Below are 22,176 nucleotides of genomic sequence, written 5' to 3' on the forward strand. Positions count from 1 at the left end.
GGTTTACTGCGCCAAGCGCATCAGGTCGGTTTTACCGCTTCTGGCGCGGCCGCAGCAATTGCGGGGATCGCGCGAAGTGCCTCGTCAATCCGAACCAGCTGCGGAAAGGCGTCCAGCGGCAGGGCAAAGCGGCGCGCACTGTACATCTGCGGCACCAGGCAGACGTCGATCAGATTGGGCTGGGAGCCGCCAAACAGACCATGCTCCGGCGCCACCGCCTCCAGCGCAGCCAGGCCATCGCCCAGCCAGCGGTGCAGCCAGCGGCCAACCCCCTCTGCATCAATACCCAGATCATCGCGGAGAAAGTTCTGGACGCGCAGGTTCTGCAGCGGGTGGATCTCGGAGATGATCGTCATTGCCCGGCCCAACACATGGGCTCGCGCCATTGGATCGGCGGGCAGCAGGCACGGTTCGGGCCAGCGGGCGTCGAGATAGTCGATGATCGCCAGCGACTGGGCAATTGCCTCGCCATCCACTTCCAGCACCGGCACCAGCCCGAGCGGGTTGCGCGCCAGATGGTCATCGCCGCCTTGTTCCCCGGTGACCAGATCGATCTGATGCGAGGTCCATGACAGGCCCTTCAGGTTCAGCGCGATCCGCACGCGATAGGCGGCGGAAGATCGCCAGTAGTCGTAGAGGACCAGATCGCTCATCCCAGCACCCTTCCTGCAACCGCGCCCAGTTTTGCGACCAGCATCGGATCACGGGCCGCCTCGGCAGTCATGATCGCATGGTCCAGCGTCCGGTCAATTGGGCTGTCTTCCCGGCGTGCCGGCAGGGCAGCCAGGAACCGGCGCAGGACCTTACCTGCCAGCGCGACATTGGCATGCATCACTGCCAGCACCTCGGCGGCTTCAACCCCGGATTCGCCCGTTCGCCAGGCGTCGTAATCGGTAACCATGCCCAGCAAGGCGTAAGGTAGCTCCGCCTCACGGGCGAGCCGCACCTCCGGCATCGCGGTCATGCCGATCACGTCACCGCCCCATTGGCGATAAAGCAGGCTTTCGGCGCGCGTCGAAAATTGCGGTCCTTCGATCGCCACATAGGTGCCGCCACGGTGCACGGTTGCCCCCTCAGCCTCGACCGCGTCCGCAAGGCCAGCCGCCAGGCGCGGGCAAACCGGATCGGCCAGGCTGACATGGGCCACCAGCCCGGGGCCGAAGTAACTGGCCGGACGGCTGACCGTGCGGTCAATGAACTGATCGACCGCCACCATCTGCCCCGGCGCCATATCTGCGCGCAGAGAGCCGATCGCGGACAGCGCAATAAGGTCAGTCACGCCGCAGCGCTTCAGCACATCGATGTTGGCGCGGTAATTGACCGAAGCGGGCGGAATGGCGTGGCCAGGCCCGTGACGCGGCAGGAACGTCACGCGCACGCCTTCCAGGGTTCCGGTTGTTACAGCAGCAGAGGGTTCGCCAAACGGACTTTCAACCGCAATTTCCTGCGCCTGCTGGAGCCCGACGCCGCCGGCCAGGCCCGACCCGCCGATCACGCCGATGTGCCAGGTATTCATGCCGAACCTCCGCTCAGTTGTGCGCGAGGATCCCCGCCATGATGAAATCGATGCAATGTTCGCGATAGCGATCACGCAGTTCCTCGGTCAGCGCCTCGGTATCATAGCAATGCTTGAGCACCAGGCGCGACGAAAAGAACCGGTCGCACGCGCCGGTCGTTGTGAAATAGAACAACTGCGGATCGACCTTGCGGAAGACCCCCTGCTTGACGCCGTCCTTGATCAGCCGATCATAGGCCTGGCTGAGCGGACTGAGATAGGAATCGGCAATCCGGTGCGCTTCATCAGGATCGCTCTCGCGTACCAGCCGCATCAGCAGCCGGTTAAGATAGGGCGTCTTGTAATAGGTATCGACCACTGCACCAATGTGACGACGCAGGCGCACTTCGGGGCTCATGTCCTTGGCCATCAGCGCGTCGACCGCGTGGACAATGTCCTGCATATCACGATCGAGCAGGGCCTTCATCAGCCCAGCCTTATTGCCGAAGTAATACTTCACCAGCGCCGAGTTGAGCCCCGAACGCAGCGACAATTCGGATAGCGAAATATCGACAATGTCGCCCTCGCGCATGATCGTCGAGGCGGTATGCAGCAAGAGCTCGCGCGCACCTTCTGGCGCATCATTCTGGTCAATGGCCGGCGACTGGCTCATGCGAAGGGCGGCTCCTCTCCCCACCAAGGATAGAAGTCCGGCATATCGCTAGAGACCCGTAGCGGAAAGGCGGGTGGGCGCTTTTCAAGGAAGCTTTGCACACCTTCCTTTGCATCCCCGCCCTTCGACAGGCGATAGATAGCCCTGCTATCAACCTTGTGCGCCTCCATCGGATGCGAACCCGAGGGGATGCGCCACAGCATGGCGCGGGTCATCGCAACCGAAACGGCAGAGGTATTGTCGGCAATCTCGCGGGCCAGGCCGCGCGCGGCATCAAGCAGCTCACCCGGCGAATGAACAGAGCGAACGAGACCGGCCTTGAGGGCTTCCTCGGCGCCGAAAATGCGGCCGGTCATACACCATTCGAGCGCCTGATTGACCCCGACAATCTTGGGCAGGAACCAGCTGGAGCAGGCCTCTGGCACGATGCCGCGGCGGGCAAAGACAAAGCCAAAGCGCGCGTTATCGCTGGCAAGGCGAATGTCCATCGGCAGCTGCATGGTAACGCCGACGCCCACGGCGGCGCCATTGCAGGCCGAAATCAGGGGCTTCTTGGATTGGAACAACCGCAGGGTCAGCAGGCCGCCGCCATCGCGAACGCGCGGATCGGACAGATCCTCGACCGGGGCCGCATCCGCAAACACGGCGCGGCCGTCCTCGGGTGTCAGGTCGGCTCCGGCGCAGAATGCGCGGTCACCGGCACCGGTAAAAATCACCGCCCGGACGCTATCATCGGCGTCGGTACGGTCCATGGCATCGATGATTTCGTTCATCATCGTGCCAGTGAAGGCATTCATCTTCTCCGGCCGGTTAAGGGTCAGGGTGGCGATCCCTTCGCCAACGTGAAGGTCGATCTGCGAATAGCCCATGTCTCTCTCCCGGGGAGGCAGGACCGGGCGCCAGCCAGTGGCGCCCGGCCAGGTTCATTGCTTAGCGCGGCGTCATGCGGATGCCGCCATCGAGGCGGACGTCCTCGCCATTGAAGTATCCGTTTTCAATCATGCACATCGCAAGGTTGGCATATTCATCGGGATTGCCGAGACGCTTGGGGTTGAGCACCGAAGCACCCAGTGCATCGCGCACGTTCTGCGGCGCACCAGCCAGCAGCGGGGTGTCGAAGATGCCCGGCAGAATCGTGTTCACGCGGATATTCTCTCCCGCCAGATCGCGCGCGATCGGCAGAGTCATACCAACTACACCGCCCTTCGAAGCCGAATAGGCCGCCTGACCCATCTGGCCATCTTCGGCGGCAACCGAAGCAGTGTTGACGATTGCACCGCGATCACCGTCTGCCTGCGGCTCCAGGGTCATCATGCCCGCAGCCGACTTGGCGATGCAGCGGAAGGTGCCGACCAGGTTGATCTGGACGATCCAGTTGAAAGCATCGAGCGGGAAGTGCTTGATTGAACCATCTTCCTTGCTGCGGCTGGCGGTCTTGATCGCGTTGCCAGTGCCGGCGCAGTTGACCAGGATTCGTTCCTGGCCGTGGGCTTCGCGGGCCTTGGCAAAGGCAGCGTCGACCGAGGCATCATCAGTGACGTTACATTCGCAGAACACGCCGCCGATTTCGGCGGCCATCGCCTTGCCCTTTTCTTCCTGCAGGTCAAAAATCGCGACCTTCACGCCCTTAGCAGCCAGCGCACGGGCCGTGGCCGCTCCAAGGCCCGAAGCGCCACCGGTAACAACGGCAGCAACAGTGTTGTCGAGTTTCATTTCAATAACTCCGGTTCAGTTAAATCAGCACATTTCGACGATTGTGACATTGGCAACGCCGCCGCCTTCGCACATCGTCTGCAAACCATATTTTCCGCCCCGCGCCTTGAGCGCATGCAGCAGTGTCGACATCAGCTTGGTGCCCGAAGCGCCCAGCGGGTGACCCAGGGCAATGGCGCCGCCATTGACGTTGAGCTTTTCGGGATCGGCCCCGGTGTGCTTGAGCCAGGCCATCGGCACCGAGGCGAAAGCTTCATTGACTTCATAGAGGTCAATGTCACCGATCTTCAGTCCTGCCTTGGCCAGCGCCTTGTCAGTCGCGAACAACGGCTCTTCCAGCATGATCACCGGATCACCAGCAGTCACAGTCAGGGTGTGGATGCGCGCCAGCGGGGTCAGGTTATAGCGCTTCAGCGCCTCTTCCGAAACGACCAGCGCGGCCGAAGAACCATCGCAGATCTGGCTGGAAGTGGCCGCGGTCAGCGAACCGCCTTCGGAAAGAAGCTTGACCCCGGCGATCCCTTCCAGCGTCGCGTCCATGCGGATGCCTTCGTCGATGGTGTGCCACCGCTTCCCGTCGGGGGTTTCGATCTCGATCGGCACGATCTCATTCTTGAAGGCACCAGCCTCGGTGGCCGCTTTGGCTCGCAGATGGCTGTTCAGGGCGAACTGGTCGAGCATGTCCTTGGTGAAGCCATGCTTCTTGACGATCATCTCGGCGCCCATGAACTGCGACCAGCTGTCGCCCGGATATTTTTCCTCAAGCCCGGGCGACTTGTAGTTCCCCAAACCTTCTTTCATGTGAAAGACCGCAGTGGAACCCATGGGCACGCGGGTCATGCTCTCAATCCCAGCGGCGATAACCACATCCTGCGTGCCGCTCATCACCGCCTGGGCGGCGAACTGGATTGCCTGCTGCGAGGAACCGCACTGGCGATCGATCGTTACAGCCGGGGTCGATTGAGGCAGCAGCTTTGACGCCAAGACGGCGTTGCGACCAACCTGGCCGGCCTGTTGACCGCCCTGACTGACGCAGCCCATGATCACATCGTCAACCGCGTTCGGATCAACCCCGGTCCTGCCAACCAACGCATCAAGCGTGGCTGCGGCAAGATCGACCGGGTGAACTCCTGCAAGGCGCCCACCGCGGCGCCCGCCGGCGGTACGCACTGCATCAACGATGTAGGCCGTTGCCATAGATCCGATTCCTTTTTTACGGGTGGTTTAATCGATCGATTAAGGGGGCGTCGTTGGAGCGTCAAGCGTACATCGCGTTGGGCGCCCAAGGGGCCACGGGGATCTGACAGACCCCTGTTGTAAAATGACAACAAGCCCCCCCGAAATGTGACCTAGCCTTATTTCCAAATTGCGCGCGGTGATCTCTTATTTCACGAGGGCCTATCCGGCTTCGCGAGGGGCCAGACACGCGATTCCCGTCTCACGGGATTGCAAACCGTGCTTATCCGACCATCCGTCGGGTCAAGATCAAGGGGCTAAATATATGAAGTTCTTCAGCAAGTCAGCACTTTATCGTGCGACCAGCCTTGAAAGCGCCGCCATCGCGGTGGCCATGTTTGGCGCTGTCGCAGCCGCCACGCCGGCCTATGCGCAAGACGCGCAGGCAACCAAGGATCAGGCAACAGCCGATTGCACCGACGAAAACGCGAACGGTGTTTGCGATTCGGAAGAAGGCAGCCAGATCGTCGTTACCGGTACGCGTATCGCGCGCCCGACCCTGAGCTCGGCCGTGCCGCTGACCTCGGTTTCGGTTGGCGAGCTGACCGAAACCGGCGATGTCTCGCTGGGTGACGCGCTCAACGATCTTCCGTCGCTGCGCTCTACCTACAGTCAAGGCAACTCGACCCGCTTCATCGGGACTTCGGGCCTCAACATCCTTGACCTTCGCGGCCTTGGCGTTTCGCGCACCCTGGTGCTGGTGAACGGCAAGCGCCACATCACCGCATCGCCGGGCGACTACCTGGTTGACGTCAACACGATCCCGGTTGACCTGCTTGAGCGCGTCGATGTGGTCACCGGCGGCAACTCGGCCGTTTACGGTTCGGACGCCGTCGCCGGTGTTGTGAACTTTGTGCTGAAGCGCAATTACGACGGCATCAGCCTGCGTGGTCAGGGCGGCATCTCGTCGCGCGGCGACCGCGGCAGCCACTTCATCGCCGGCACCTGGGGCAAGAACTTCGCCGATGGTCGCGGCAACGTTGCCGTCTCGGCTGAATACGCCCGCCAGGAAGAAGTTCGCTTCCTCGCACGCGATTATCTGACCGGCGCCATCTCGGGCCGCTGCCAGTTCCAGACGATTGAGCCGACCGCTGGTGAGCCTAACGGTACCGACGGTATCTTCGACACCAACTTCGAATGCGGCGTGAAGAACGGTTCGATCTCGGACGGCGGCACCATCGGCCGCGTCGGTGTTGGACAGTACCTGCGCTTCAACAACTCGGGCCAGCTTTATGTCGACGTGCCTGAGGGCAACTACGAATTGGGTGGTTCGACCAACATCAAGGGCGGCAACGGTTCGACCCTGCGCAATACCGGTCAGATGCTGCCGAAGGGTGAACGCATCGCCGTTAACCTCCTTGCGCACTTCGACATGTCGGAAGCTTTCCGTCCCTTCGTTGAAGCCAAGTATGTTCGCGTGAAGGCCAACCAGGAAGGTCAGCCGACCTTCATCGCTTCGGCGACCTTCAACCCGACCTGGTTCTGTGACAACGGCTTCCTCACTGGCGCCAACCGCACGATCCTGGCCAACAACGGCGTTTGCACGACCGGTGCGACCAACACCCGTACCTTTACGCTTTCGCGTTTCAACGTTGACCTTGGCGGTCGCGGTGAAACCCACAAGCGTGAAACCTATCGCATTGTCGGCGGCGTTGAAGGCGACTTCAACGATGACTGGAAGTACGAAGTTTCGTTTAACTACGGTCGCCTTGAAACCAACATGAACGCGATCAACGTCGCGCGCATCCGCAACGACGCCGGTACGGCAGCGGACGGTATGGCGCTCGCAGTTGACGCCGTGCTGGCCCCGGCCGGTTACACCGGCACGAACTTCGTCCTGAACGGCGACGGCCAGCGCGTTGTCTGCCGCGTCAATGCTGTAACCAATGCCCGCCCGGACTGCGTTCCGCTGAACCTGTTCGGCTATGGCCAGTCGACCGAAGCGGCACGTGCCTTCTCGAACGGCACCGCCACCCGTAACGAACGGGCCACCGAATTCGTTGCTCTTGCCAGCGTCAGCGGTGACCTTTCGCAGCTGTTCGAACTGCCCGGCGGTCCGGTCAGCTTCGCGCTCGGCGGTGAATATCGTGAAGAAACCGCTTTCAGCGATTACGATGCGGCTTCGAAGAACGGCGCGTTCTTCTTCAACCGCTTTGCAACCTTCGCTCCGCCGAAGCTGACCGTTAAGGAAGCCTTCGGCGAAATCAGCCTTCCGCTGCTGAAGGATGCGCCGCTGGCCAAGGAACTGACCGTCAGCGGAGCAGGACGCGTGTCGGACTACAACACCGCCGCCGGCACCGTCTGGGCCTGGAACGTTCAGGGTATCTACGCTCCGATTTCGGATCTCCGCTTCCGTGCCGCTTATGCGACCTCGGTGCGTGCTCCGACGCAGGGTGACCTGTTCTACCCGCAGACCCAGAACTTCGCTCAGATCACCGACCCGTGCGACACCAACAGCATTTCGAACAATGCTAACCGCACCGCCAACTGCGCGGCTGCCGGGGTGCCGACCACGTTCAACCAAGCGACAGTTGATGCCTGCACCACCTCGTCGGTTCCGGCCAACCAGCGCGTGCTGGGTAGCCCGTGGGTGAACTGCACCGCGCGCACCTCGTCGACCGGCTTCGTGTCGGGCGGCAACCCCACTCTGGTTCAGGAGCGTGGCAAGTCGCTGACCCTGGGCATGGTTGTTGAACCGCGCTTCCTGCCGGGCCTCAACTTCACGGTGGACTACTACAAGATCGACGTGACCAACCTGATCGCGTCGCTGGGTGCACAGACCATCTTGAACCTGTGCTATGACAGCCCGACCGGCATCAACAATCCGTTCTGCGCGACCGTGAACCGCGATCGCTCGACCGGCCTGTTCGTGCAGCCAGCTGTCATCTCGGGCGGGGTCAACTTTGCAAAGCAGCAAGCTCGCGGCTTTGACTTTGACCTGAGCTATCGCAAGACCTTCGAAAACGGCCAGCGCCTGTCGGTTCGTGCGATTGCAACCCGCGTCACCACCCTCGACAACTACACCGATCCGACCAACCCCAAGGTCCCGAACCGCCAGCTTGGCGAGCTCGGCGATCCGATGTGGGCGGCCAACGCTTCGATCAACTATGATTTCGGCGCGGTCGACGTGACTTACTCGGCACGTTATATCGGCAAGCAGGCTGTCGGCGCATGGGAAGCCCAGAACCAGTACACCGGCCTCTGCCCGACCTCGGGCAGCACCGGTCTGTCGGGCCGCACCTGCATCCCAGGTCAGCTCGCCACGCTGGATCCGCAGAACCTCGATCAGTACCCGGTCGCGTTCTACCCGGGTAAGATCTACCACAACATGCGCGTGAACTTCGAACTGGCGGACAAGAAGTACAGCTTCTACGCCGGCGTCGATAACGTCACCGACATCAAGCCGCCTTACGGTCTGCTCGGCACCAGCGGTGGTGACCCGTACGACACGTTCGGTCGCTTCTTCTACGCCGGGTTCAAGGCCAACTTCTAAGGCCTGAACCGCAACGCAAAAGTGAGGGCGGCGAGACTTCGGTCTCGCCGCCCTTCCTTTTTGGGGCTGCAGGAAGTTGGCGAGCTCAGGCCATCAATGCCGCCTGATCAAGCGTTGCCACCAAAGCATCCGCGTCTACTCCGTGGCGATCAAGCCAAGCCGCTGCTTCGGCCAATTCGCCATCCAGCTGCCCGGCCAGGTGATCACGCCGCGCCAGCCGCGCCGCGTTGTCGAATGCCTGCCCCGAATTTTTGGAATAGGTTGCGAACAGCGGGCCTGCGGCAATTTGCGTCGCAAGTGCTGGGCCGGACGGCAATTCATATAACGCAGCGGCCTTGGTCAGGGCTGCGGCCGGGTCGGCATAGAATTGTTCTGCCTCCAGCGTCCGCGCCTGCGGCATGGCCTTCAGCGCATCGGCAAACCGGTGATGCTGGGCAAGCCACAGCGCTGCAGCCAGCTCAGCATCGCTTGACGCGTCATTGGTGCCGATGTGCGCGGCCAATTGCCCGCTGATCGTGCGCACCCAACCACGGTGGTTAGGGCTGCGCAAGACCGCCAGCAAATAGTCTGGCAGGTGACTGTAAAGCAGGATCGCCGGAGCCCCGGGATCGGCAGCGGCAATCTGATCGAGCATGAAGTTCACCGGCACATTAGCCTTGATGACCGTCCGACCGTCCCCGGGATAACGCCGTGCCAGCAACGCCAATACCGCAGGCAGCGCCTGCCGGTTGGAACCGAGTGCCAATTGGCGCAGCGCCACTGGCTCACGCAGCACCAAAGTGCCAGTTAACTCCTCCAACGCACGCGCCAATAAAGTCGAGCCACAGTGCGCAACATGGAAAATCCAGCCAACGGGCTGCGCATCTGGGAGAAATCCGGCCGCCCCTGCGAGATCGAGCCCGAATGGCTCCCCTTCAGCCATGGAAATCCGGTGATCGAGAAAGATTGAGCGGCGATAGGCAGCGCGGTCCATTGGCATGAACTGCGCCACTGTGCCGTCCAGAGCATGGAGATAAAAATCCGGGCTGGCCAAGCGGCGGGCGATTGAAGGATCCATCCCCCGCCTATAGCCCAAGTCGGTTCGATCCGATATGGCATAGCCTGTGGGACAGATCCTATTACCCGAGCCAGGCCGGCCCTATGTCGCCATCACCCCGACAGCCGAAGGTCGGCTGACCGCGCTTGATCGGGCTGCTGTTATCGATCTTTACCGCACCCATGGCGCGCTGCTCCTGCGCGGATTCGCTGCAGATCTCGACGAATTCGGCAGTTTTGCCCGCAGCCTGTGCCGCACCGCGGTGGTCAATGAAACGCCTGGCCGCTCCCGTCTCGACGCGGCCCGGGCAGTCTATTCGGTTGACGGCGGAACCAATGCCTTTGCGCTGCACCCGGAATTGTCGCGGGAGCCGTGGAAGCCCGATGCGGCGCTGTTCTGCTGCCTGTCATCGCCGCAGGCGGGTGGAGCTACGACGATTTGTGACGGGATTGCACTGGCAGCGGCCTTGCCCTCTGAAATTCGCGCCGGGCTGGAAGGACGACGGCTGATTTATCTCAAAGCCAGCTGGCCTGAACAGCTGCGTTTCTGGCTTGGCACCGACACGCCCGATGATGCCCTGCTGCAGGCACCGCCGCCGCATTGCCCTTATCGCTTTGTGCGACTGCCCGATGGCCGCGTTGCGCGCTATTTCACGCGCCCCGCTCTGCACCGCCCGATGTTTGCCGAGGGGCCCGCTTTTGGCAATTTCCTGCTGTTCGCGCGGTTCAACAATGGCAACGGCCATCACCCCTTGCTTGACGACATGACGCCAGTGCCAGAGCAATGGCTACAGGCCATCAAGGCCACGGGTGACCGGCTCGCTGTTGCGATCGACTGGCAGCAAGGCGATGTTCTGGTGCTGGACAACACCCGGTTTCTGCACGGGCGAACCGCAATCACCGATGCTGCCGAGCGGCAAATTGCAACGTTCTTCGGCTATCTCGACTTTGCCCCCGTCGATCCGGAAGAACCAGCTGACCCAATCTGGCGACGGGCAGATTTTTGCCCACCCGCACCGCCGCCCGAATTGGTTCGCGCCGTCTAAACGACCACGAACTTCAGTCCGCCGTCGCCCTCATCGATCTTGACTGTGCTGCCATCGGGAATATCTCCGCCCAGCAGCTTTTCGGCCAATGGATCCTGCAGGTAACGCTGCACCGCCCGCTTCAGCGGCCGGGCGCCGTAAACCGGATCGTAGCCAACCCGGCCCAGCCAGCGCTTGGCAGCCTCGGTCAGGTCGAGCGTGATCTTGCGGTCCTTGAGCAGCTTGGCCACGCGGCCGACCTGGATCTCGACGATCGGGCCCATATGTTCATGGCCCAGGCGGTGGAACAGGATAATTTCATCCAGCCGGTTGAGGAATTCGGGACGGAAGTGCCCGCGCACCACTTCCATGACCTGCGGCTCGACCGTTTCCACGTCCTGGCCTTCCTCAAGGTTCGCCAGGTACTGGCTGCCGAGGTTGCTGGTCAGGATGATCAGCGTGTTGGTAAAGTCCACCTGGCGCCCCTGCCCATCGGTCAGGCGCCCGTCATCAAGCACCTGCAGCAGGACGTTGAACACGTCTGAGTGCGCCTTCTCGACCTCGTCAAACAGCACGACCTGATAGGGCCGACGCCGCACCGCTTCGGTCAGCACGCCGCCTTCCTCATAGCCGACATAGCCCGGAGGCGCACCAATCAGGCGGGCTACCGAATGCTTCTCCATGAATTCCGACATGTCGATGCGGACCATCGCGGTGTCATCATCAAACAGGAAGCCAGCGAGCGCCTTGGTCAATTCGGTCTTGCCGACGCCCGTTGGCCCGAGGAACAGGAACGAGCCGAGCGGCCGGTTGGGGTCCTGCAGGCCGGCGCGGGCGCGCCGCACCGCCTTTGAAACGGCCACAACCGCATCCTGCTGGCCGATCACGCGCTGGCCGATCACCGCTTCCATCTTGAGCAGCTTTTCGCGCTCCCCTTCCATCATCCGATCGACTGGGATCCCGGTCCAACGGCTGACCACGCCTGCAATATCGTCAGCGGTCACTTCCTCTCGCAGCAGCATGTTGGACGTATCGACACCCTGCGCCTCGGCCAGCTGCTTTTCCAGTTCGGGGATCTTGCCGTAAGACAGCTCACCCGCCTTCGCCAGATCGCCGGCGCGCTGGGCCTGCTCCAGCTCCAATCGGGCATGGTCGAGCGCTTCCTTGATCTTGCCTTCGGCAGCAATCTTGTCGCGCTCGTTCTGCCAGCGGGTGGTCAGTTCGGCCGATTGCTGCTCAAGGTTCGCCAGCTCTTCCTTCAGGGTTGCGAGGCGGTCTTTCGATGGCTGGTCGCTTTCCTTGGCAAGCGCGAGTTCCTCAATCTTGAGCTGGATGATCCGCCGATCAAGCACTTCGATCTCTTCGGGCTTTGACTCAACCTCCATCCGGATACGTGAAGCCGCCTCGTCCATCAGATCGATGGCCTTGTCGGGCAGGAAGCGGTCGGCAATGTAGCGGTTGGAAAGGGTCGCAGCGGCAACAATCGCATTGTCAGCGATCCGCACGCCGTGGTGAAGCTCATACTTCTCCTTGAGCCCGCGCAGGATCGAGATCGTGTCCTCGACCGTCGGTTCACCCACGAAGACCGGTTGGAAACGCCGCTGTAGCGCCGGGTCCTTCTCGACATATTTCTGGTACTCGTCGAGCGTGGTTGCGCCAATGCAGTGCAATTCCCCGCGGGCCAGGGCTGGCTTCAAGAGGTTGGAGGCATCCATCGCCCCCTCGCCCTTGCCTGCCCCGATCAGGGTGTGCATCTCGTCGATGAACAGGATGATCTCGCCCTCGGCACCCTTGACCTCATCGAGCACGGCCTTGAGCCGCTCTTCGAACTCACCGCGGTACTTCGCCCCGGCAATCAGGCTGCCCATGTCGAGCGACATCAGGCGGCGGTCCTTGAGGCTGTCGGGCACATCGCCATTGGCAATGCGCAATGCCAGACCTTCGGCAATTGCGGTCTTGCCGACGCCGGGCTCGCCAATCAGCGCCGGATTGTTCTTGGTACGGCGGGCCAGGATCTGGACGGTGCGGCGAATTTCCTCGTCGCGGCCGATCACCGGATCAAGCTTGCCGTCACGCGCCGCCTGGGTCAGGTCGCGGGCGTACTTTTTCATCGCGTCATAGGCGTTTTCGGCGCTGGCGTTGTCCGCCGCGCGCCCGCCGGTCACTTCCTGGATCGCGGCTTCAAGTTTCTGCGCATCGACACCTGCCGCCTTGAGAGCCTGCCCAGCCGGGTTGGTCGCGGCCAGCGCGATGGCCTGTAGCAAGCGTTGTACCGAGACAAAGCTGTCCCCGGCCTTGGCGGCAAGTTGCTCGGCGGCATCAAGCAGGCGGACGGCATCGGTCTCCAGGCCTGGCGGTGATTGCGCGCCGCTGCCAGAAACCGCTGGAATCTTGGCGAGCGCTTCATCGACCCTGGCCTGGGCCAGCGCCGGATTACCGCCCGCGCGCTGGATCAGGCCAGCGGCCATCCCTTCATTGTCTTCGAGCAGCGCCTTGAGGATGTGTTCGGGCGTGATCCGCTGGTGGTTCAGCCGGATCGCCACGGTCTGCGCGGACTGCAAAAAGCCCTTGGCGCGATCGGTAAATTTTTCGAGGTTCATCGGTGTGTCACCCTCCTGTGACACCGAAAGTAGTGTTGCTTATCGGCAACACAAGAGGGTGATAAGAGAAAAGATCAGGTCAGGGTTGCCAGGTCCGCGCCAGCGCATCGAGCAGACGCACGCCAAAGCCAGTCGCGCCCTTGGGCGTAAGCGGCTTGGCACTGTCGCTCATTTCGTTGCCGGCAATGTCGATATGGGCCCAGGGCGTTGCCGGATCGACAAAGAAGCCAATGAAGTGCGCCCCATGGCCGGCCCCTGGCGGCACGCCCTCGGTGCCGTGCTTGATGTCGGCAATATCCGACTTGAGGTCCTCGGCATAATTGGGATGGAGCGGAAGGCGCCAAACAGCTTCGCCAGTCGCTTCTGCGGCCATCTGAACTGCCCCCACAAGGCCTTCATGTCGCCCGAACAGGCCGGCGTATTCGTCTCCCAATGCGGTAACCTTTGCCCCGGTAAGGGTTGCAACATCGACGATCGCCGCCGGCTTGCGGGTGGCCGCGACATATTCGATCCCGTCGATGAGGACCATGCGGCCTTCGGCATCGGTGCTGAAAATCTCGGCGGTCTTGCCGCTCATCGTCCGGACGACATCGCCCGGACGCTGCGCGTTGCCATCCGGCATGTTTTCGGCGAGCGCGGCGACGGCCACGACGTGGACCGGGGCCTTGCTTTTGGCGAGGCTGAGTGCCGCGCCGACAACGGCCGCTGCGCCAGACATGTCACCCTTCATGCGCCACATGCCCGATCCAGGCTTGAGCGAGATGCCGCCGCTATCAAAGGTGATGCCCTTCCCGACCATGGCCAGCGGAGCGGCATCAGAACCCTTGTAAGTCACCAGCAGCAGGCGCGAGCCGCGCGGGCTCCCCTGTCCTACACCCAGGATCGAGCCCATGTTGAGCTTGCGCATCGCGGCCTCGTCGAGGACTTCAATCGAAACACCGGGCACGCCGGCAAATGCTTCTCGGGTGCGGGCAATGAAGCTGTCCGGATAGACCGCTGAAGCTGGCTCGTTTGACAGATCGCGGGTAAAGCGCACCGCCTCTGCAGTCGCTGCATGGCGGCGGGTCCAGGCGGCCATTGCTGCAGTCGCTTCGCCACCGATAACAGCCACTGGCGCGGTCGAAGGCGCACTTCCTGTCGTTACTTTGTAACGGTCAAAGCGATATTGCCCCAGCGCATATCCCAAGGCCGCATCGGCCATCAGCGCGGCGGCGCCGGCCCCGACGAAAGCGACAGGAGCCTTCTCACTGCGCAAGTCCTGCGCCGCCTTGCCTGCGGCTTCCATCACTGCCTTGCTGCCACCGTCCTTGCCCAGGCCAACAATCATGATCCGAGGCCGCGCGCCAATCCCGCGCAGCGAGACGATTTCATTGGCCTTGGCCGCAAAGCCTGCATTGGCAAGGGCAGCCTCGATCACCTTGCGCTCCTCCGCGGAAAGCGGAGCTTCCGCAGGCAAGGATTTGTCAGCCGTCAGCACAACCAGCGCCGCATCAGTTGGTGCACTGGCGGCAAAGCCGATCGGCCGCTCCGCACTGTTGGCTGCGGTAGAAGCGGCGACGCCCGAACCGATAACGGCCTGAGCGAGCACAGGAGCAGTCGGAACGGCAATGGTAGCAAGACAAGTGGCAGCCAGAAGCAGGCGCATTGTGGATTCTCCCAAGACAAGCCCCCCAGCCCGTTACGGCGCAATTGACCATCTTCACGCAGCATTTCAAGGTGGCGCGAAGCACAAGCTGGAATAATCGCAAGGGGAGCAAAATGGGTTGGATCGGCAAAGGCCTTGGTGGCCTGACTGTCGTCGCGGGAATAGCAGCGGTGACACTGGCATCATGGGAACCGTTCCTTGCGGAGCAACCGGGGGCACCGCCGCCAAAGCAGGCCTATCAGGCCGAAGTCATCCGCGATGAATGGGGCGTGCCGCATATCACCGGCAAGACGGATGCTGACGTTGCATTCGGCACGGCCTGGGCCCATGCCGAGGACGATTTCGACACCCTGCAGGAAGTGGTAGCGATGACCCGCGGCCGCTATGGCGCCATTGCCGGCCTTGATGGCGCCGGGGTCGACTTTGCTTACCACTTCGTTGATGCACGCGGCGCCGCCGATCGTGGCTATGACAAACTACCCGCCGATGTCCGGGCAATCCTCGAGGCCTATGCCGCCGGCCTCAACCGTTATGCCGCTCAACATCGCAGCGAAGTTCGTTTAGCGCGGCTGTTTCCGGTCAATGGCAAGGATATCGCAACGGGCTTCGCCTTGCGCCTGCCGTTCTTCTTTGGCCTGGACCGCGTGCTCAAGCCGCTGAGCGAGGGAGGCGAATTCCGTCCCGAACATGGCCCACGCCTGGATGGCAAGCCGGCCCCGCTGTTCGGCGAAGGCGGCGGCGATCAATTGGCCACTGCGCGGCCGATGCCACTGCCGGTGGGGGAAACTGCAGAGAACTCGGGCTCCAACGCCTTTGCCATTGCCCCCAAACGGTCTGGCGATGGCATCACGCGCCTGTTCTCCAACAGCCACCAGCCGTGGCGCGGCGGCGTTGCCTGGTACGAATTGCGGATTGCAAGCGATCAGGGCTGGAATTTCGCCGGCGCGACATTCCCCGGATCGCCCTTCCCGTTCCTCGGGCACAACGCCAACCTGGGCTGGACCAACACGGTCAACCGACCTGACCTGATCGATGTCTATCAGCTGGAACTGGACCAGGGCGGCACTCGCTATCGCCTTGACGGGCAATGGCAGCCGCTGCGCAAGGAGAAGGTTTGGTTGCCCGTGCGCTTCGGGCCGTTCGTCTTGCCGATCGCCAAGACGGTCTGGCGCACCGCGCATGGCCCGGCGATGGTCAATGCTCGCGGGGCCTTCGCGGTACGGTATGCGGGGATGGACCGGATCGACAGCGTCACCCAGTACTATCGCCTTACCAAGGCGCAGGACTTTGCGCAGTGGCAGGCAGCCATGGCGATGCAGGCAGTGCCCGCCACCAACTTCATCTACGCCGACAAGACCGGAACTATTGCCTATTGGTACAACGCTGCCCTGCCCGACCGGAAGGCCGGACCAAATTGGCGCAGCGTCGTTCCCGGTAACCGCTCTGACCTGATCTGGAAGGGCCCAATTGCCTGGAACCTGGTGCCAAAGGTGGTGAACCCGGCTTCGGGCTATGTTTTCAATGCCAACAACACCCCGTTCCTGGCTGCCGGGCCCGGCAGCGAGCTTGACCCGGCCAAGGTCCCGGCCATCTGGGGGGTCGAGACAGACCTTACCAACCGCACCCTGCGCGCCGCAAGGTTGCTGGCGGCAACACCCCGGATCGGGCGCGAAGAGCTGCTGCGGATCAAGTTCGATACCGGCTATGAGCGCTCTGGCTATGTCGCCTGGATGCTTGATGGCATCGCCAAGCTTAAGCTGTCCGGCGATCTGGCAGAGGCCCAGCGCCTGCTGGCCGGTTGGGACATGACCGCCGATGGCCGCGGCAATGGCGCAGATGCCCTGGCGGTGATGGTGCTCGAACCGGCGATGAAGGCCAGCTATGGCCTTAAGGCTCCGCCAGAGCCCAAGACGGTATTGTCTGAAACGGTGGCACACCTGAAGCAGCACTTCGGCCGCATCGATCCGCCGCTGGGCGATGTCCTGCGCATTCGCCAGGGCAAGGCCGACCTGCCCATGGATGGCGGCGGCGATACGCTTCGCGCGGCGACTGACTGGAATGTCGATCCGGACGGACGGCTCTCGATCAAGCACGGAGACAGCTTCGTCATGCTGATCGAATGGGACAAGTCCGGCCGCGTTCAGTCGGAATCGATCCAGCCCTATGGCGCCGCGACCACCCGGCCGGACAGTCCCCACTATACCGACCAAGCCCCGCTGTTTGCAGCGAAGCGGATGAAGCCGGTCTATTTCGACCGCGCCAGCATCCTGGCCCACGCACGCAGCCGCCAGGTGATTGCCAACTGAGTTCAGCGGCGCAGGTCCAAGGCCGTTAGCAGTTCGTCGAAAAGGCGGCGTCGATAGTGGCGCCGCCCGTTTGGTCTGCTAGCCTTGGCGCAAAGCATTGCAAAGGGTGCCTAACATGCCACGATTCTTGACTGCATCGATCATCGCTCTGGCCGTTGCCGGCACTCCGGCCTTGGCCAAGGACAAGTCGGCCGAGCCGCAGCCGGCGCCGCTCTCGGCGCTCGTGAAGTCCGTCAACATTCCCTACCAGCAGTTCACCCTGCCCAACGGGCTGCGCGTTCTGGTTCATACCGACCGCAAGGCACCGGTTGTGGCCGTGTCGGTGTGGTACGGGGTCGGATCGAAGCATGAGCCCAAGGGAAAGACCGGCTTTGCCCACCTGTTCGAACACCTGATGTTCAACGGATCGGAAAACGCGCCGGGCGATTTCTTCAAGCCGCTGCAGGAAGTGGGCGCGACCGATTTCAACGGCACGACCTGGTTCGACCGGACCAATTATTTCCAGACCGTGCCGACCGGCGCACTTGACCGGGCGCTGATGCTGGAGAGCGACCGGATGGGCTATCTGCTGGGCGCGGTCACGCAGGAGAAGCTGACCAACCAGATCGGCGTGGTGCAGAACGAAAAGCGCCAGGGCGATAACCAGCCCTATGGCCTGGTCGAGTACGAGCAGCTGGAAAACCTCTATCCCTCGGGCCACCCTTATCATCACTCGACCATTGGCTCGATGGCGGACCTGAGCGGCGCCAGCCTTGAGGACGTCAAGCAATGGTTCCGTGACAATTACGGCCCGAACAACGCTATCCTGGTGCTGGCTGGCGATATCGACCTGCCAGCAGCCAAGGCCAAGGTGACCCAGTGGTTTGGTGCGATCCCCAGCGGACCACAGATCAAGCCGGTAAGCGTGCCTGTGCCCGACCTGCCGGCGCCGCTGTCCAAGACCATCAAGGACCAGGTCGCGACCACCCGGATCTATCGGATGTGGGCGATCCCCGGTCTCGACAATCCTGAATACCTCTCGCTCGTTGCAGGAAGCTCGGTGCTCGGCGGCCTTGCCAGTTCGCGGCTCGATGATGCGCTGGTACGCCAACAGAAGGTTGCAGTCGGTGTCACCGCCGATGCCCAGATCTTCGCCCAGGGCGGACAGTTCATCATCCACGCCGACGTGAAGCCTGGTGCAGATCCCGCTACCGTCGCGGCCGCGCTGGATGCCGAAGTGGCGAAGTTCCTGCGCGAAGGCCCGACCCAGGACGAACTCGGCCGCGCCACCACGACCTATGCCGCGAACGAGATCCGGGCAATGGAATCGGTTGGCGGGTTCGGTGGCAAGGCTCCGACCCTGGCCGAAGGCCTGCTCTACAACGGCACGCCCGATCACTACCGCATCGAGCTCGACAAGATGAGCAAGCTGACCCCGGCAATGGTCCGCGCGACCATGCAGAAGTGGCTCTCGCGCCCGGTCTTCGCACTGACGGTCGAACCTGGCACCCGCACCGAAGGCGGAGAGAACCGCGGCGGCTTCATCGTTTCGCCTGATGGCCTGGGCGCGCGCCCGGCCTTCTTCCGTGATCCGCTGTTCCCGCTGGCCGGCGCGGCGGGCGCTGCGGTCGTGGCTGAAGCAGACCGCTCGAAGCTGCCCGAAGTGGGCGAACTAACTCCGCTCGACTTCCCGACCATTGAGCGCGCCAGGCTCTCGAACGGAATGCAGGTCTACTTCGCCCGCCGTGCCGCTGTGCCGGTGGTTTCAGTCCGCGTTTCGTTCGACGCCGGCTTTGCGGCCGACCCCAAGTCGGCGCTGGGCACCCAGGCGCTGTTGCTGCGGCTGATGAACGAAGGCACTGAAAAGCTCGATTCCACCGAACTGGCACGCGCCCGTGAACGGCTTGGCGCAACGATCCGCGGCTTTGCCGATACCGACAGCACCTCATTCCAGCTCGATACGGTCAGCCCCAATCTGGCCCCGTCGCTCAAGCTGTTTTCGGACTTCATCCGCCGTCCGGCCCTCGCCCCGGCAGAGCTAGAGCGCGTCCGCGTCCAACAACTGGCCGCCATTAACGCCGAGCTTAAGAGCCCCGGCCCGATCGCCAGCCGCGTGCTGCAGCCGCTGCTTTACGGCAAGGACCACCCCTATGGCATCCCGCCAACGGGGACGGGCGACCCGACCGTGGTTGAAAAGCTCACCCGCGATCAGCTCAAGGGCTTCCACGATCAGTGGTTCCGTCCGGACACGGCCAAGATCTTCGTCACCGGCAATACCTCGCTGGCCGAAGTGACCAAGCTGCTTGAAGCCAGCTTTGCCGACTGGAAAGCCCCGGAAACCCCGGCGCCAGCCAAGAATTTCAACGTTACAATCCCCGCCCAGGCGGAACGGATCGTGCTGGTTGACCGCCCGGCATCGCCGCAGTCGCTGATCCTTGCGGGCAAGGTCCTGCCGGTGAAGGGCACGGATGACCTGCTGACGCTGCGCTCTGCCAACGATATCCTGGGTGGCAACTTCCTTTCGCGGATCAACATGAACCTGCGTGAGACCAAGGGCTGGTCCTATGGCGCGGGCAGCGGGGTGGGCAACACCCAAGACCGCGTGACCTTCCGCGTCCAGGCCCCGGTTCAGGCCGACCGTACCGGGGATTCTATCGCGGAAATCCGCAAGGAACTGACCAGCTTCCTCACCACCAATGGCGTTAGTGCCGAGGAACTGGGCTGGTCCACCACCGGCAGCGCCCGCGAACTGCCCGGCTCGTTTGAAACTTCTGGCGACGTGCTGGGCGGATTGGTCAGCATCGTCAACTTCAAGCGCCCTGATACCTGGTACGAAACCTTGGCGGACCGCTACAAGGCCATGACCGCCGCCGATCTTGATGCCAAGGCACGCGACATGAAGCTGGGCGAAGGCCTTGTCTATGTCGTGGTTGGCGATGCCAAGGTTGTGGAGCCCCAGCTCAAGCAATTGGGCCTGCGGGTCGAAGTCATTCCGGCCACGAAGTAGCGCCAGCCTGCCCCGCCCGGCTCGCTGCACCCGATTGACAGCAGCGCGCCGGCGGGCAAGGAAGGGCTTACTTACCCCACTGTAAGTTGAGGAGAGATTCGATGTCGATTGCGGGCACTTATGAATGCATCACCAAGACCCCGATGGGTGACCAGAAGAGCGAGTTCACCATCGAAGTGAACGGCGACACCTTCACCGGCAAGAACACCGGCGCGATGGGTTCGATGGACCTTGAGAACGGCAAGATCGACGGCAACAAGCTGACCTGGTCGATGAAGATGACCGTCCCCATGCCGATGACGCTGGAAGGCGAAGCCACTGTTGACGGCGATACCATCACCGGTGGCGTCAAGGCCGGCGCTTTTGGCACCTTCGCGATGAGCGGCACCCGCAAGGGCTGAGCCTGCTGCGAGGCAGATTTAGAAAGGGCGTCGGAGGGGAAACCTCCGGCGCCCTTTTTCCATGTCGCTCGCGAGGTTAGCCCAGCGCCTTGCGGAGCAGCTCGTTGACCACCTGCGGGTTGGCCTTGCCCTGCATCGCCTTCATCGTCTGGCCAACGAAGAAGCCGAACAGCGCTTCCTTGCCGCCCTTGTATTCGCCCACCTTGTCGGCGTTGTCGGCCAGGATCTTGGCGATGGCCGCTTCGATCGCGCCAGTATCGCTGGTCTGCTTGTTGGCGTCGATTTCGGCGGCAAGGTCGATGTCGCTGGTCAAGTAGGCCGCGAAGATCTCCTTGGCCTTGCTGCCCGAAATCGTGCCTTCGCTCGCCGCGATAATCAGCGCGGTGTTGGCCTCGACCGTGTTCTTCGGGTGCGCCCCGCCGTCCGGGATCGACTTCAGCACGCCCGCGCGCTCTGACAGCAGCCAGTTGGCCACGCGCTTGGCCAGATCACGCTCGCCCTTGCCGCTGGCCTTGACCACGGCACCGAGCATTTCCTCGAACTGCTGATAGGTTTCAACTTCCAGCGTCAGCTGCGCCGCGTCATAAGCCGAGAGGCCCAGCGTGGTTTCATAGCGATGCCGCTTCGCATCCGGCAGTTCCGGCAGGCTGGCGCGGCATTCGTCCAGGAAGGCATCGTCCAGTTCCAGCGGCAGCAGGTCCGGATCGGGGAAATAGCGATAATCGTGCGCATCTTCCTTGCTGCGCATCGAACGGGTTTCGTTCTTGTCCGGATCATAGAGCCGGGTTTCCTGAACGACCGTGCCGCCATCCTCGATCACGCCAACCTGGCGCATCGCTTCCTGCTCAACCACGGCCATGACAAAGCGGACCGAGTTGACGTTCTTGGTTTCGGTGCGGGTGCCGAACGGCTCACCGGGGCGGCGCACCGAAACGTTCACGTCGGCACGCATCGAGCCCTGATCCATATTCCCGTCGCACGAACCGACATAGCGCAGGATCTGGCGCAGCTTGGCGACATAGGCCCCGGCTTCGGCCGGGCTGCGCATGTCCGGGCGGCTGACGATTTCCATCAGCGCCACGCCCGACCGGTTGAGGTCAACATAGGACATCGTCGGGTGCTGATCGTGCATCAGCTTGCCGGCGTCCTGTTCGACATGGATGCGCTCGATCCCGATGGTCTTGGTCGAACCTTCGGGGTCCTTCTCGTCCAGAATCACCTCGATCTCACCCTCACCCACCAGCGGGTGGTAGAGCTGGCTGATCTGGTAGCCCTGCGGCAAGTCGGCATAGAAGTAGTTCTTGCGATCGAAGCGCGACCATTTGTTGATCTGGGCGTTGATCGCCATGCCGGTGCGCACCGCCTGGCGGATGCATTCGCGGTTCGGCACCGGCAGCATGCCGGGCATGGCCGCGTCGACCAGGCTGACCTGGCTGTTCGGTTCCGCGCCAAAGGCCGTTGCCGCGCCCGAAAACAGCTTTGAGTGGGTCATGACCTGGGCGTGGACTTCCAGCCCGATCACGACTTCCCATTCGCCCGTGGCGCCCTGAATGCGATAGCTGCTCATC

Annotated in this window: 15 protein-coding genes; 5 read left to right on the top strand and 10 right to left on the bottom strand. The window is 62.6% G+C overall.

Annotation, left to right across the window (positions count from 1 at the left end; translation table 11 throughout):
* Positions 1 to 20 precede the first annotated feature (20 nt).
* From maiA to RQP55_RS07130, 6 genes are all read right to left on the bottom strand, one after another.
* Complete coding sequence (gene maiA / locus RQP55_RS07105; protein WP_315609491.1) at positions 21 to 653, bottom strand: maleylacetoacetate isomerase; 633 nt, start codon at positions 651 to 653, stop codon at positions 21 to 23.
* A complete protein-coding gene (gene mtnP, locus RQP55_RS07110) occupies positions 650 to 1,516 on the bottom strand; it encodes an S-methyl-5'-thioadenosine phosphorylase (RefSeq protein ID WP_315609492.1) in 867 nt (288 codons plus the stop codon). Before mtnP ends, maiA begins: the two co-directional genes overlap by 4 nt.
* Positions 1,517 to 1,529: 13 nt before the next feature.
* Entirely contained in the window at positions 1,530 to 2,168 is a 639-nt protein-coding gene (locus tag RQP55_RS07115; RefSeq protein ID WP_315609493.1) for a TetR family transcriptional regulator, read from the bottom strand.
* The gene (locus RQP55_RS07120; RefSeq protein WP_315609494.1) at positions 2,165 to 3,037 is read right to left on the bottom strand and encodes a crotonase/enoyl-CoA hydratase family protein; all 873 of its coding nucleotides are present in this window, start codon (positions 3,035 to 3,037) and stop codon (positions 2,165 to 2,167) included. Before RQP55_RS07120 ends, RQP55_RS07115 begins: the two co-directional genes overlap by 4 nt.
* A gap of 61 nt (positions 3,038 to 3,098) precedes the next feature.
* Entirely contained in the window at positions 3,099 to 3,881 is a 783-nt protein-coding gene (locus tag RQP55_RS07125; RefSeq protein WP_315609495.1) for an SDR family NAD(P)-dependent oxidoreductase, read from the bottom strand.
* Between the two features lie 24 nt (positions 3,882 to 3,905).
* Positions 3,906 to 5,078, bottom strand: a complete 1,173-nt coding sequence (locus RQP55_RS07130; protein ID WP_315609496.1) for an acetyl-CoA C-acetyltransferase — start codon at positions 5,076 to 5,078, stop codon at positions 3,906 to 3,908.
* Between the two features lie 304 nt (positions 5,079 to 5,382).
* Here RQP55_RS07130 and RQP55_RS07135 point away from each other — a divergent pair, with 304 nt between their 5' ends.
* Positions 5,383 to 8,610 (top strand): TonB-dependent receptor domain-containing protein, encoded by a 3,228-nt coding sequence (locus RQP55_RS07135; protein ID WP_315609497.1) that lies wholly within the window; start codon positions 5,383 to 5,385, stop codon positions 8,608 to 8,610.
* An 85-nt stretch (positions 8,611 to 8,695) separates the two neighbouring features.
* On the opposite strand, the gene RQP55_RS07140 is transcribed toward RQP55_RS07135, so the two are convergent.
* Positions 8,696 to 9,667, bottom strand: a complete 972-nt coding sequence (locus RQP55_RS07140; protein ID WP_315609498.1) for a hypothetical protein — start codon at positions 9,665 to 9,667, stop codon at positions 8,696 to 8,698.
* Positions 9,668 to 9,713: 46 nt separating this feature from the next.
* Here RQP55_RS07140 and RQP55_RS07145 point away from each other — a divergent pair, with 46 nt between their 5' ends.
* Positions 9,714 to 10,691, top strand: coding sequence for a TauD/TfdA family dioxygenase (locus tag RQP55_RS07145; protein ID WP_315609499.1), 978 nt, complete (start codon positions 9,714 to 9,716; stop codon positions 10,689 to 10,691).
* On the opposite strand, the gene clpB is transcribed toward RQP55_RS07145, so the two are convergent.
* Positions 10,688 to 13,270: an ATP-dependent chaperone ClpB gene (gene clpB, locus RQP55_RS07150; protein WP_315609500.1), complete on the bottom strand. Its 2,583-nt coding sequence runs from the start codon at positions 13,268 to 13,270 to the stop codon at positions 10,688 to 10,690. The two genes, RQP55_RS07145 and clpB, sit on opposite strands and share 4 nt — an antisense overlap.
* Positions 13,271 to 13,349: 79 nt before the next feature.
* Positions 13,350 to 14,915, bottom strand: a complete 1,566-nt coding sequence (locus RQP55_RS07155; protein ID WP_315609501.1) for a leucyl aminopeptidase family protein — start codon at positions 14,913 to 14,915, stop codon at positions 13,350 to 13,352.
* Positions 14,916 to 15,028: 113 nt separating this feature from the next.
* Here RQP55_RS07155 and RQP55_RS07160 point away from each other — a divergent pair, with 113 nt between their 5' ends.
* The 3 genes from RQP55_RS07160 (at position 15,029) to RQP55_RS07170 (ending at position 20,608) form a co-directional block, all read left to right on the top strand.
* A complete protein-coding gene (locus RQP55_RS07160) occupies positions 15,029 to 17,221 on the top strand; it encodes an acylase (RefSeq protein WP_315609502.1) in 2,193 nt (730 codons plus the stop codon).
* Positions 17,222 to 17,336: 115 nt separating this feature from the next.
* Positions 17,337 to 20,207 (top strand): pitrilysin family protein, encoded by a 2,871-nt coding sequence (locus RQP55_RS07165; protein ID WP_315609503.1) that lies wholly within the window; start codon positions 17,337 to 17,339, stop codon positions 20,205 to 20,207.
* Positions 20,208 to 20,308: 101 nt separating this feature from the next.
* A complete protein-coding gene (locus tag RQP55_RS07170; protein ID WP_315609504.1) occupies positions 20,309 to 20,608 on the top strand; it encodes a hypothetical protein in 300 nt (99 codons plus the stop codon).
* Between the two features lie 76 nt (positions 20,609 to 20,684).
* Here RQP55_RS07170 and gatB read toward each other — a convergent pair whose 3' ends face one another.
* Positions 20,685 to 22,175 (bottom strand): Asp-tRNA(Asn)/Glu-tRNA(Gln) amidotransferase subunit GatB, encoded by a 1,491-nt coding sequence (gatB, locus tag RQP55_RS07175; RefSeq protein WP_315609505.1) that lies wholly within the window; start codon positions 22,173 to 22,175, stop codon positions 20,685 to 20,687.
* Position 22,176: the final 1 nt, after the last annotated feature.

The organism is Novosphingobium sp. APW14 (genome assembly GCF_032337075.1).
Lineage (GTDB): Bacteria > Pseudomonadota > Alphaproteobacteria > Sphingomonadales > Sphingomonadaceae > Novosphingobium.

Bases quoted from the DNA above. Each gene is read 5' to 3' on its own strand.
- maiA (WP_315609491.1), bottom strand. From the start codon at position 653: ATGAGCGATCTGGTCCTCTACGACTACTGGCGATCTTCCGCCGCCTAT.
- mtnP (WP_315609492.1), bottom strand. From the start codon at position 1,516: ATGAATACCTGGCACATCGGCGTGATCGGCGGGTCGGGCCTGGCCGGC.
- RQP55_RS07115 (WP_315609493.1), bottom strand. From the start codon at position 2,168: ATGAGCCAGTCGCCGGCCATTGACCAGAATGATGCGCCAGAAGGTGCG.
- RQP55_RS07120 (WP_315609494.1), bottom strand. From the start codon at position 3,037: ATGGGCTATTCGCAGATCGACCTTCACGTTGGCGAAGGGATCGCCACC.
- RQP55_RS07125 (WP_315609495.1), bottom strand. From the start codon at position 3,881: ATGAAACTCGACAACACTGTTGCTGCCGTTGTTACCGGTGGCGCTTCG.
- RQP55_RS07130 (WP_315609496.1), bottom strand. From the start codon at position 5,078: ATGGCAACGGCCTACATCGTTGATGCAGTGCGTACCGCCGGCGGGCGC.
- RQP55_RS07135 (WP_315609497.1), top strand. From the start codon at position 5,383: ATGAAGTTCTTCAGCAAGTCAGCACTTTATCGTGCGACCAGCCTTGAA.
- RQP55_RS07140 (WP_315609498.1), bottom strand. From the start codon at position 9,667: ATGGATCCTTCAATCGCCCGCCGCTTGGCCAGCCCGGATTTTTATCTC.
- clpB (WP_315609500.1), bottom strand. From the start codon at position 13,270: ATGAACCTCGAAAAATTTACCGATCGCGCCAAGGGCTTTTTGCAGTCC.
- RQP55_RS07155 (WP_315609501.1), bottom strand. From the start codon at position 14,915: ATGCGCCTGCTTCTGGCTGCCACTTGTCTTGCTACCATTGCCGTTCCG.
- RQP55_RS07160 (WP_315609502.1), top strand. From the start codon at position 15,029: ATGGGTTGGATCGGCAAAGGCCTTGGTGGCCTGACTGTCGTCGCGGGA.
- RQP55_RS07165 (WP_315609503.1), top strand. From the start codon at position 17,337: ATGCCACGATTCTTGACTGCATCGATCATCGCTCTGGCCGTTGCCGGC.
- RQP55_RS07170 (WP_315609504.1), top strand. From the start codon at position 20,309: ATGTCGATTGCGGGCACTTATGAATGCATCACCAAGACCCCGATGGGT.
- gatB (WP_315609505.1), bottom strand. From the start codon at position 22,175: ATGAGCAGCTATCGCATTCAGGGCGCCACGGGCGAATGGGAAGTCGTG.